Here is an 11525-nt window from a genome sequence, read left to right on the forward strand (position 1 = left end):
CTAGGCAGAGGCAGGTGATGATCCAGTCGGCAAGCAGATCGACCGCAACGGGCCCGCATCGCGCGCCCTACCAACAAGGAGAGAAAGATGACACGTCAGCTGGGCACCGCCATACTTGCCCTCGCAGCGATCGGGGCGGCCTCGCCCGCGCTTGCGCAGGAGCCGTTGACTGTGGCGTATTTTCGGGAATGGCCGATGCCGTTCCAGTTTGCGAAGGTTCAGGGGGGTTATGACGAGGCACTGGGGGTGCGGGTGAACTGGGTCGCGTTCGATTCCGGCACGGCGATGTCGGCTGCGATGGCTGCTGGCGATGTGCAGATCGCGGTCAGCCAGGGGGTGCTGCCCTTCATCGCGGCGACCTCGGCCGGTCAGGATCTGAAGATCATCGACATCGCGGCCTCCTATGCCGACAACGAGAACTGCGTCGTCGCCGCCGGGCTGGAAATCGACAAGGACAGCGCCTCGGAACTGGAGGGAAAGCGCGTCGCCGTTCCGATGGGCACCGGGGCGCAATATACCTTCCTGCAATTGATGGGATATCTGAAGGTCGACACCTCGACCATGTCGATCGTGGACATGGCCCCGGCCGAGGGCGCGGCGGCGCTGTCGCAAGGCAATGTGGACATGGCCTGTGGCTGGGGCGGCGCGCTGGCCCGGATGCGGGAATTCGGCAATGTGCTGCTGACCGGCGCCGAGAAGGAAGCGATCGGGATCCTGTCCTTCGATCTGATCACGACCACGGGCGACTTCGCCGCCGGGCAACCCCGGCTTCTGGCCGATTTCGTGGCCGTCACCGCGCAGGCGAACGCGGCATGGAACGCGGGCGACAGGCGCGACGAGATGCTGTCGGTGATCGCGCGGGACGCGGGCATGGAAACCGCGGTGGCGGGCGACACGATCGACGACTTCGTGTTCCTGTCGGTGGACCAGTTGCTGTCGGATGCCTGGCTTGGCGGGCGCGTGGGCACCTATCTGGACGGCGCGGCGGAATTCTTTCGCGAGAACGGAACCGTTCCCGAAATCCTGCCATCCTACGCCGCCCTGATCGACACGGGCCCGCTGGCCGATGTGGCCGGCCGCTGATGATGATGACGGAAGGCGTGATTGCGCCTTCCGACCTTGCTGCGGCACCAGGAAAACAGCCCCATGTCCGGACTTACATTGACCAATATCTCGATGCGGTTCGATCTGGCCAACGGCGCGCATGTGCAGGCGTTGCAGGATGTCTCGCTCGACCTGAGGCCGGGCCAGCTGATGTCGGTCCTGGGGCCGTCGGGCTGCGGGAAATCGACCTTGCTGAATATCGTGGCGGGGTTTCTGGCGCCGACCGCGGGCCGCGTCGCGCTGAACGGCCATGCGGTGACCGGGCCGGATGCGGAACGCGGCGTCGTGTTCCAGCAGGGCGCCTTGTTCGAATGGATGAATGTGCGCGACAACGTGTCCTTCGGACCGCGCATGGCGGGCCAGCGCGAGGCGCAATTCGGGCCGCGCGTGGATCATCTGATCGAGGTCGTGGGATTGCAGGATTTCCGCGAGAAGGCGACCTACGAATTGTCCGGCGGCATGCAGCAGCGGGTCGCGCTGGCGCGATGCCTGGCCAATGACCCCGATGTCATCCTGATGGACGAGCCTCTGGGCGCGCTGGATGCGCTGACGCGGGAAAAGATGCAGGCCATGATCCTCGATCTGTGGAAGGAGACGGGCAAGACCATCATCCTGATCACCCATTCCGTCGAGGAGGCGCTGCTTCTGGGCGAAAGGCTGATCGTCATGGCCCCGCGTCCGGGCCGGATCTACAAGGAATACCATCTGCCCTTTGCCGATCAGGGGGTCGGCCAGGATCTGCGGCAGATCAAGAAGCGGCCCGATTTCGCCGCCCGCCGCGAGGAGATCCTGTCGATGATCTGGAACATGGAAGAAGAGATCATGGGCCGTCAGGGGGATGCGGCATGACCGGCCTGGCGCTTCTGCTGGTCTATGCGGGCCTGTTCGCGGCCGCCGCGCTGGTCGTGAAACTGATCCGGCGCAGGACCGGTCAGCGCAAGGATTTCACCAGCCTGAAGACGGTGACCTTCGGCGATGAAAGCGCGATCCGGCCAGACCGGGCGGCCTCGGTCATCTCGATTCTCGTGGTCTTCGTGCTGTGGGGCGCCTTTACCGGGTCGCGGCTGGTGCCGTTCCATGTGCCCGGCCCCTTCATCGGCGAGACGGGCTTTGCCTATCAGGCGCGGGGCGCGGATGGTCGGCCGACAAGCGGCCGGGTCCGGGTCTTTGCCGGGATCGATGCGCCTGCGGACGCGGCCGGGGATGCGGTCGTGGCGTCGGTGCCGCGCGGGCGCGACCGGTTGATCCCGTTGCCCGGGGGCGCGCAGGCCAGCGCCATCGACGGCACCGCCATCGCCCCCGGCGGCAGGGTCCGCGTGGATCATGGCACGGTGAGCATGACCGCCAAGGGCACGCTGGGCTTTGCCGCCGACGAGGGGTTGCAGATGGAGCCGATCTGGCTGCCCTCGCCCGAGGCCGTGGCCGGCCGTTTCGTCGAGATCGCGCGGACCGGCTACCAGAATTTCAGCCTGTGGGAACATCTGGGCGCCTCGCTGATGCGGGTGCTGGCGGGCTTTGCCCTGGGATCGCTGGTGGGCATTCCGCTTGGCTATGCGATGGGGTTGTCGGGCTGGTTCCGCGGCTGGTTCGATCCGATCGTGGAGTTCATGCGCCCGGTGCCGCCCCTGGCGCTGATCCCGCTGGTCATCATCTGGTTCGGGATCTGGGAAACCGGCAAGATCGTGCTGCTGTTTCTGGCCGCGCTGTGGGTCATGACCATCGCGGCGCGGGCCGGCGTCTCGGGGGTCAACATCACCAAGGTCCATGCCGCCTATTCGCTGGGGACATCGAAATGGCAGTTGCTGCGCCATGTGATCCTGCCCAACTCGCTGCCCGAAATCTTTACCGGCGCGCGCGTCGCGATGGGCGTCTGCTGGGGCACCGTCGTCGCGGCCGAACTGGTCGCCGCCCAGAAGGGTGCCGGCATGATGATCATCGCCGCCTCCAAGTTCCAGCTGACCGACATCGTGCTGATGGGAATCATCCTGATCGGCATCATCGGCTACGCCATCGACGTCCTCATGCGCCTCGCCGAACGCAAACTGGTCCCCTGGAAAGGCAGAGGCTGAATCCGCCGCCGGATCGCGTGGCCTTCCAGTCTGTCGGGATGCCGACGCTGCGGCAAATCAGTAGATGGCGGTTTTCCGGGTTTTGCCTTCGACGACCCAGCCGCGATGCATGCCTTCGCAATTGAACGGCGCTGAAATGCGACCGTCCCGATCGACCGCGATCAGCCCGCCGGAGCCGCCGATGGCCGTCAGGTCGGTCATCACGACCTCCTGCGCGGCGCGATCCAGCGCAAGGCCGGCCAGGCGGATGCGGGCTGCAATCTCGTGCGCCACGGACAGGCGCAGGAACATTTCGCCGTCGCCGGTGGCCGATACCGCGCAGGTGGCGTTGTCCGCGAATGTGCCGGCGCCGATTATCGGGCTGTCGCCGACGCGGCCCGATCGCTTTGCCGTCATGCCGCCGGTCGAGGTCGCCGCGGCCAGCGCGCCATGCCGATCGCGGGCCACTGCGCCGACAGTCCCGTGGCGGCGCGCGGGATCGTCGTCGAGCCTGCCCTGTTGCTCCATCTTCAACGTCTCTTGCAGGGCGTCATGGCGATCTTGCGTGAAGAAGTGGTCTTCGGTGCAGAATTCAAGCCCGGCCGCCCGCGCCACGGCAAGGGCGCCATCGCCGATCATGAGGACGTGATCGGTGTGTTCCAGAACGGCGCGCGCGGCAAGGATGGGGTTCCTCGGCCCGAAGATGCCGGCGACGGCGCCCGCGCTGCGGTCGCGGCCGTCCATCACGGCGGCATCCATCTCTTGCCTGCCGTCGCGGGTAAAGACGGCGCCCCGGCCCGCGTTGAACAGCGGTTCGTCCTCCAGCACGCAGACCGCTGCCGTCACCGCGTCAAGCGCGCTGCCATCGCGCGACAACACGGCTTCGCCCGCGTCCAGCACGCGCGTCAGCGCCGCATGAAGCCGCGCCTCGCGGTCGGGCGTCATGCTGTCGCGCGGCATGACCCCCGCGCCTCCGTGGATCGCAAGACTGAATCCCCGCGCCCTCGCTGTCTCGGACATGAAACATGGCCTCCGCATTGCTGGATGAGCGTTCGCCTAACCTCGCATCAACCATTTCATGTCAAGGATCGGCGGAACGGCATCGCATGAATGCGAGACGGTCTGTCGATTGGCAAGCTGGTGATACACCGACATACAAGATAACGTCCATTCATGAGGAACGGAGCGCAGTCGATGAGCATGCCCACCACCCATGGCACCAAGGGGCCGCTTGTCGCGATCGGGGGGGCGGAAGACAAGACCTCGCGCGCAGATATCCTGCGCCGCGTGCTGGCCGTTTCGGGAAAGACGGCGCCGGTGGTCGGTGTGATCACGACCGCCAGCAGCACTCCGGGCGAGGTGTTCGAATCGTATCGCACCGCGTTTTCCGCGATCGGCGCGGGCGAGGTCGTGGATATCCGGATCCGCGAACGCCAGGATGCGGCGTCGGATGATATCGTCGGGATGATTCGGCGTTCGGACGTCATCTTCATTTCTGGCGGCGACCAGATGCGGCTGACGAATATTCTGGGCGCGACTGCCGCATTGGAGGCGATTCGGGCCCGCCATGCCGAGGGCGCGGTGATCGCGGGGACCAGCGCGGGCGCTGCCTGCCAGTCGCAGACCATGGTCTATGGCGGTGCTGCCAATGATTCCCTGCGCAAGGGTGCGGTCAAGATGACTGCCGGCTTCGGTCTGGTGGCGGGGGTCATTATCGATACCCATTTTCTCGAACGCGGGCGTTTCTCGCGGCTGATGGAGGTCGGCGCGACCAATCCCGAATATCTGGGCATCGGCTTGGGCGAGGATGCGGCGGTCCTGTTTGAAGAGGATGTGATCCATGCATTCGGGCCCGGTCACGTGATCCTCGTTGACAGTTCCCAGGTTACAGGGTCGAATGTCTTCAGTCTCGCGGACGGCGAGGCGGTCAGCGTCAATAACGTCATCATGCACGCGCTGGTCGATGGCTGTGGATACAGTCTGACAGACCGACGAGTCCTGGGACACGATGAGCTCAGGGCCAAGAGCCTGGAGCACAGGATTGCATATTCTTGAACATCGCGCGTTGCGCGGACCGAATTATTACAGCCGTTATCAAGCCATCTACATGCGGCTGGACATCGAGGACCTGGAAGACCGGCCAAGCGACCAGGTGCCGGCGATCGCCGAAAGGCTTCAGGCGCTGATCCCCACCATTTACAATCATCGCTGTTCGGTCGGAGAGCCGGGCGGTTTTCTGCAACGGGTGCGCAGCGGCACCTGGGCTGGGCACATGGTCGAGCATGTCGCCATCGAGTTGCAGAACCTTGTCGGCTTCTCGGTGGGTTACGGCAAGACCGTGGACAGCTATGATCCGGGCATCTACAATGTCGTCTACCGCTATCGCGACGAAGCAAGCGGCATCGCGGCCGGCGAGGCGGCGGTGCAGATCGTTCGAAAGCTTTACGACGGCGAGGATGTCGATCTGACGCCGATCATCGACCACCTGAAAGAGGTGCGTGACGCGAACGCCTTGGGGCCGTCGACCGGATCCATCGTCAACGCCGCCAGGGATCGCAACATTCCCGCCTACAACCTGACCGAAGGCACCAGCTATACCCAGCTGGGCCACGGCATCAAGCAGCGCCGGTTTCAGGCCACGGTGACCGACGCCTCGGGAATCATCGGGCATTCGATCGCCGACGACAAGGAATGGACCAAGCAGATCCTGGCAGATGCCGGTGTGCCGGTGCCGCGCGGACAGGTCTGCCATTCCTTCGAAGAGGCGCAGGCGGCGGCTGACTGGATCGGCTGGCCGGTCGTCACCAAGCCGCTGTCGGGCAATCACGGACGCGGCGTCACGACCGATATCGCCAGCGTGGAGGACCTGAGATCAGGCTATGATGCCGCGGTCGCGCGTGCCCGCGACGATCACGGCGGTGTCATCGTCGAAAACTATATCAAGGGCGAGGATCACCGGATGCTGGTGATCGGCGGCAAGCTGGTCGCGGCGGCGCGCCGCCGTCCAGCCCATGTGACCGGCGATAGCAAAAGCACGATCCAGCAACTGATCGACGTCGAGAACAGCGACCCGCGCCGCGGCGTCGGGCACGAGAACCTGCTGACCCAGATCCATGTCGACGAACAGACCCACCGGATGCTGGAACAGGCCGGTCACGCGCTGGACACCGTGCTGCCCGAGGGCGAGATCGCCTTTCTGAAATCCACGGCCAATATCTCGACCGGCGGCACCGCGGCCGATCTGACCGACGAGGTGCATCCCGAAGTCCGATTCGCGATGGAGCGGATCGCCCGGCTTGTCGGGCTGGACATCATCGGCATCGATCTGCTGGCCGAAAACCTGTATCTGCCGCTGGACCGGCAATCGGCCGGGGTGGTCGAGGTCAATGCCGGACCCGGCTTCCGGATGCACATGTCCCCCACCCATGGCAAACCCCGTCCGGTAGGACAGCACGTGGTCGAGATGCTGTTTCCCGATCCCACCGATGACGGGCGGATTCCGATCACCGCAATCACCGGCACCAACGGCAAGACCACGACCACGCGCCTGACGACGCATATCCTGCGGCAGGCCGGTCATTCGGTCGGCATGGGCTGCACCGGCACGGTCGAGATCGACAACAACGTGATCCTGCGCGGCGACTATTCCGGGCCGGCGGCGGCGCAGGCCGTGCTGCGCGAACCCACGGTCGAACACGCGGTGCTGGAGGTGGCGCGCGGCGGCATCATGCGCCGTGGCCTGGGCTTTGACGAATGCGATGTCGGCGTCCTGCTGAACATCGCCTCCGATCATCTGGGCGAGCGTGACATCCACACGCTGGAAGACCTTGCCCGCTGCAAGACGGTGGTCGTGGATGCGGTAAAGCGCGAAGGCGGCTATTGCGTGCTGAACGCCGATGATCCGCTGGTCATGGAACACGGCACCTATTGGGCGCGCGGCGAGATCATCTATTTCACCATGGATCCCCAGAACCCGGCGCTGACCCGGCATCTGGACGATCTGGGCATGGTATTGACCGTCAAGCATGGCAAGATCGTGCTTTTGCGGGGCAAGGTCACCGTCGAGATCGTCGAGGTCAATGACGTGCCGATCGCGTTCGAGGGACATGCGCCCTTCAACGTGCAGAACGCCATGGCCGCGGCGGCCGCTGCCCTGGCCCATGGAATCGAGATCGACGATATCCGCGCGGGTCTTCTGACCTTCCATCCCACGCCTGCGCAGATGCCGGGCCGCACGAACTATTTCGAGGCGGACGGCGTCAAGTGCCTGATCGACTATGGCCATAACGTGCCGGCGCTGATCGCGCTGGAACCGCTGGTCAACGGGCTGGCCACGCAGCGCAAGATCGCCGTCGCCACCGCACCGGGCAATCGCCGGGACGAGGATCTTGCGGCCCTGGGCGCGCAACTGGCCCGGATGTGCGACAGGCTTTACGTCTATGAAACCGATGCACGCGGGCGCGAGACCGGCGAAACCGCCGGAATGATTCACGACGGTGCGGCAGGTGCCGGCACCTCCGCGCATGTCGAGACGATCATGGACGAGCACGAGGCCGTCGCAAAGGCCATCGACGAGGCCAAGCCGGGGGATTTCCTGCTGCTGCTGGTCGATGACATCGAGGGCACGACAGAACGGCTCAAGGGTCGAAGCTTCCCGACGCAGGCCGAACTGGCCCGCGCCTGACCCGCTTGCGGACCGGGCCACGGGGGCAAGGGCGCGTCGGCCGGGCTGCCCATCGCGCCGCAGACCCAACAGGAAGGACGAAACAATGACCAGAAACGTCTTCGTCATCGGACTGGACGACCTGAACGCCGAACGCCTGAAACGGCTGCGCGGCGTGGAAGACGTGGAATTTCACCAGCTTCTGACCCCGATGCAGGTTTCCGAAACGCAAGAATTCGATATTCCGGCGATGCTGAAAGAGGCCGAAGACAGGCTGAATGCCTTCGACGGATCGATCGACGCCATCGTCGGCTATATCGACTTTCCCGTCTCGACCATGCTGCCGCTGCTGTGCCAGAAATTCGGGACACGCAATTCCTCGTTGGAAAGCATGCTGAAATGCGAACATAAATACTGGTCGCGCAAGGTCATGGCCGAGGTCGTCCCAGACCATGTTCCCAAGTTCACCGCCTTCGATCCCTTCGATGAGAACGCATTGTCAAGGATCGGCGAGGCCGATCTGCGTTTTCCGTTCTTCATCAAGCCGATCAAGTCCTCCGGCTCGCGGCTGGGATTTCGCATCGACAGCCCCGAAGATTTCGAATACGCGACCGAAAAGCTGCGCGCCGGGATCGGCCAGATCTCGGAACCGTTCAATTTCGTCATGGAGCAGGCGGACCTGCCCGACGACATCAAGGCGGTGGAAGGCCATTACTGCATGGCCGAACAGGTGATCGGCGGGCGACAATGCACGGTCGAGGGATATGTCCACGAGGGCGAGGTCGTTCCCTATGGCACCGTCGATTCCATCCGCTATCCGCAGGTTCTCAGCTTCTTCTACTATCTTTATCCTTCGACCCTGCCCAGCCGCGTGCAGGACAAGATGCACCAGATCACGCGCATCGTCATGGATCATATCGGCTATGACAATGCCGGCTTCAACATCGAATATTACTGGGACGAGGTGCAGAACAAGATCTGGTTGCTGGAGATCAACACGCGCATCGCGCAGTCGCATTGCGACCTGTTCGAGATGGTCGACGGCGTCAGCCACCAGCAGGTGACCATCGACCTTGGCCTTGGGCGCCGCCCGGACATGCCCAGGGGCGAGGGCCCGCAAGAGGTGGCGGCGGAATTCTTCTATCGGGTGTTTTTCACCGACGCGACCGTGGCCCGCGTGCCCTCGCGCGCCGAGATCGAAGTCGCCGCCGAACAGGTCGCCGGGACCCGCATCTCGTCCTATGTGTCAAGGGACATGAAACTGTCTGAACTGCCCGAACAGGACGCCTACAGCTTTGCCGTGGCCTCGGTCTGGATGGGTGCGCAAAAGCCCTCCAAACTTCTGTGGAATTACGAGCAGGTGATGAAAAGACTGGACTACGCGTTCACCGACATCGCCGAATAGCCCGCCCGGGCGATGGACTTCGGCAGGATCCGCGGAGATAAGCGGGCAAGCCGCCATGCCCTGCCTACAGCGAGATCATTCATGAAGGTCGATACCGAACTTCCCCTCACCGTGCGGGAAACAGAACATGCCGAGATCGCGATGCCCGATGGCACGCGGCTTGCGGCGCGGATCTGGATGCCCGAGGACGCCGAGGCGCGGCCGGTGCCCGCGATCCTCGAATACATTCCGTATCGCAAGAACGACAAGACGCTGGAACGCGACCACGCGCGCGCGCCGTGGCTGGCGGCGCAGGGTTATGCCTATGTCCGCGTCGATCTGCGCGGCAGCGGCGAATCCGAGGGCGTGATGCAGGACGAATACACCCCGGTCGAGTTGCAGGACGGCTGCGACGTGATCGCGTGGATCGCCGATCAGGCCTGGTGTGACGGCGGCGTGGGTATCGTGGGAATCTCCTGGGGCGGTTTCAACGGGTTGCAGATCGCTGCGCTGCGCCCGCCGGCCTTGAAAGCCGTGGTGACCATCTGTTCGACCGATGACCGCTATGCCGACGACATTCACTACATGGGCGGCACACTTCTGTGCGAGCAGCTGTCCTGGGCCTCGGTGATGTTCGGGATCAACACGCTGCCACCCGACCCCGCCCATGTCGGCGACCGCTGGCGCGACATGTGGACGGCGCGGCTTGACGGTTCGGGCCTCTGGCTCGAAACCTGGCTGGCACATCAGACCCGCGACCCGTTCTGGAAGCATGGCTCGGTCTGCGAGGATTTTTCCCGGATTCAGCTTCCGGTCTATGCCGTCAGCGGCTGGGCCGACGGCTATTGCCGGTCGGTGTTTCGATTGGTCGAGAATCTGAAAGGCCCGGTCAAGGGCATCGTCGGGCCATGGGCGCACAGATATCCGCATCTTGGTGAGCCCGGACCGGCCATTGACTGGCTGACCGAAGAGACGCGCTGGTGGGACCATTGGCTCAAGGGCCGGGACACCGGCATCATGGATGAGCCGCCTCTGCGGCTTTACCTTCAGGATCATGCCGCCCCCCGCACCCATTACGCCCACCGGGACGGCCGCTGGATCACCGAACCTTCCTGGCCATCGCCCAATGTGACCCGGACAAGGTTCGCCCTGGGATCGGACGGGCAGATGATCCGCGACGGTGCCGGTCTGCCCGGCGCCGCGCTGACCATCCGTTCGCCGCTTTGGGTCGGGATGCAGGCCGGGAAATGGTGCTCTTATGCGCATCCGGGCGATCAGCCGGGCGATCAGCGTCGCGACGATGCCGGAAGCCTGACTTTCCAGACCGCGCCGCTGGACGAGGACCTGGACATCGCGGGGGACGCGCGTCTGACGCTTGCGCTGCGGGCCGACCGACCGGTGGCGCAGGTCGCGGTGCGACTGGTGGACGTGGCCCCCGACGGCGCCGCCACGCGGGTCAGCTATGGTCTTCTGAACCTGACCCACCGGGACAGTCATGAACAGCCCGCAGCGCTGGAACCGGGCCGGGATTATGTGACAGAGATACCGCTGAAGCACGTCGCGCAGACATTCCGCAGAGGGCACCGGATCCGGCTGGCCGTTTCCAGCAGCTATTTCCCCCTGGCCTGGCCGACACCGGAACCCGTGACGCTGACCATCCTGCCCGGCCAATCGCAACTCGACCTGCCGATCCGTGCGTCTGATGGTCTGTCGGTCCCCGATTTCGCCCCGCCACGTGCGGGCCGGCCGCTGGACGCCACCTACCATGTGGCGCCCGCCGCCGAATGGAACGTCGATGAGGACCGCTGCACCGGCCGCATCACCGCCCAGATCCGTGATCATGAAGGCGATGCCTATATCAGCCGGCATGACCTGTCTCACTCGGCCGAGGGACGCGAACGCTATTCGGTTCTTCCGGACCAGCCGACCTCGGCCGAAGGAGAGGTCCGTTGGACGCACGAGATGCGCCGCGGTGACTGGTCGGTAAGAACGGTCACGACCACGCGTTTGACCGGCGACCACGAGAATTTTCGCGTCGTCGCCAGGCTTCAGGCCTGGGAGGGCGACAGCCTGGTTCGGGAAAAACGCTGGGACAGTTCAATCAAGCGTACATGGTGCTGATCTGCCACGGGATTCCGTGTCGAGCGGGACGATGTGACAGATCTGGGTAAAGGCGATGACCTGATCGGCCTTGTCCTCGCCGATCTCGCGGGTCAGCCATTTCGCCAGCTCCAGCTGCACCATGGTCGGCACAAGCCAGTCGGCCTGCTCGGGCAGATGATCGGCCAGCTTGTCGCCGGTCGGTGAACCGCACCGGGTTTGCCGG

At 64.5% G+C, this 11525-nt stretch carries 8 protein-coding genes and 1 pseudogene; 7 read left to right on the plus strand and 2 right to left on the minus strand.

From position 1 onward, the window contains the following. Positions 1-87 precede the first annotated feature (87 nt). The 3 genes from B4L36_RS12085 to B4L36_RS12095 all read left to right on the plus strand — a co-directional run bounded on the left by B4L36_RS12085 (position 88) and on the right by B4L36_RS12095 (position 3173). Complete coding sequence (locus tag B4L36_RS12085; RefSeq protein ID WP_292957526.1) at positions 88-1083, plus strand: ABC transporter substrate-binding protein; 996 nt, start codon at positions 88-90, stop codon at positions 1081-1083. A 63-nt stretch (positions 1084-1146) separates the two neighbouring features. Continuing rightward, positions 1147-1953, plus strand: coding sequence for a taurine ABC transporter ATP-binding protein (locus B4L36_RS12090; protein WP_292957529.1), 807 nt, complete (start codon positions 1147-1149; stop codon positions 1951-1953). A 5-nt stretch (positions 1954-1958) separates the two neighbouring features. Beyond that, positions 1959-3173 (plus strand): ABC transporter permease, encoded by a 1215-nt coding sequence (locus tag B4L36_RS12095; RefSeq protein WP_292957548.1) that lies wholly within the window; start codon positions 1959-1961, stop codon positions 3171-3173. A gap of 57 nt (positions 3174-3230) precedes the next feature. Here B4L36_RS12095 and B4L36_RS12100 read toward each other — a convergent pair whose 3' ends face one another. Beyond that, positions 3231-4172 carry an isoaspartyl peptidase/L-asparaginase family protein gene (locus B4L36_RS12100; protein WP_292957532.1) on the minus strand — a complete coding sequence of 314 codons (942 nt, stop codon included), beginning with the start codon at positions 4170-4172 and terminating at the stop codon, positions 3231-3233. 174 nt (positions 4173-4346) lie between these two features. Between B4L36_RS12100 and B4L36_RS12105 the strand changes: the two genes are divergently transcribed. From B4L36_RS12105 to B4L36_RS12120, 4 genes are all read left to right on the plus strand, one after another. Further along, on the plus strand, positions 4347-5207 hold the full coding sequence (locus B4L36_RS12105) for a cyanophycinase (protein WP_292957535.1): 861 nt from the start codon (positions 4347-4349) through the stop codon (positions 5205-5207). Next, complete coding sequence (gene cphA, locus B4L36_RS12110; RefSeq protein WP_292957538.1) at positions 5194-7836, plus strand: cyanophycin synthetase; 2643 nt, start codon at positions 5194-5196, stop codon at positions 7834-7836. Before B4L36_RS12105 ends, cphA begins: the two co-directional genes overlap by 14 nt. Before the next feature lie 85 nt (positions 7837-7921). Beyond that, positions 7922-9220 (plus strand): ATP-grasp domain-containing protein, encoded by a 1299-nt coding sequence (locus B4L36_RS12115; protein WP_292957541.1) that lies wholly within the window; start codon positions 7922-7924, stop codon positions 9218-9220. An 81-nt stretch (positions 9221-9301) separates the two neighbouring features. Beyond that, positions 9302-11320, plus strand: coding sequence for a CocE/NonD family hydrolase (locus tag B4L36_RS12120; protein ID WP_292957544.1), 2019 nt, complete (start codon positions 9302-9304; stop codon positions 11318-11320). Here B4L36_RS12120 and B4L36_RS12125 read toward each other — a convergent pair. Continuing rightward, a pseudogene (locus tag B4L36_RS12125) lies at positions 11297-11525 on the minus strand (hypothetical protein); the annotation flags it as partial. The gene B4L36_RS12120 and the pseudogene B4L36_RS12125 overlap by 24 nt on opposite strands.

Origin of the sequence: Paracoccus sp. UBA889 (assembly GCA_002294185.1) — a bacterium.
Lineage (GTDB): Bacteria > Pseudomonadota > Alphaproteobacteria > Rhodobacterales > Rhodobacteraceae > Paracoccus.

Coding starts and splice junctions, on each gene's coding strand:
- B4L36_RS12115 (WP_292957541.1), top strand. CDS start 7,922: ATGACCAGAAACGTCTTCGTCATCGGACTGGACGACCTGAACGCCGAA.
- B4L36_RS12100 (WP_292957532.1), bottom strand. CDS start 4,172: ATGTCCGAGACAGCGAGGGCGCGGGGATTCAGTCTTGCGATCCACGGA.
- B4L36_RS12105 (WP_292957535.1), top strand. CDS start 4,347: ATGAGCATGCCCACCACCCATGGCACCAAGGGGCCGCTTGTCGCGATC.
- B4L36_RS12085 (WP_292957526.1), top strand. CDS start 88: ATGACACGTCAGCTGGGCACCGCCATACTTGCCCTCGCAGCGATCGGG.
- B4L36_RS12090 (WP_292957529.1), top strand. CDS start 1,147: ATGTCCGGACTTACATTGACCAATATCTCGATGCGGTTCGATCTGGCC.
- B4L36_RS12120 (WP_292957544.1), top strand. CDS start 9,302: ATGAAGGTCGATACCGAACTTCCCCTCACCGTGCGGGAAACAGAACAT.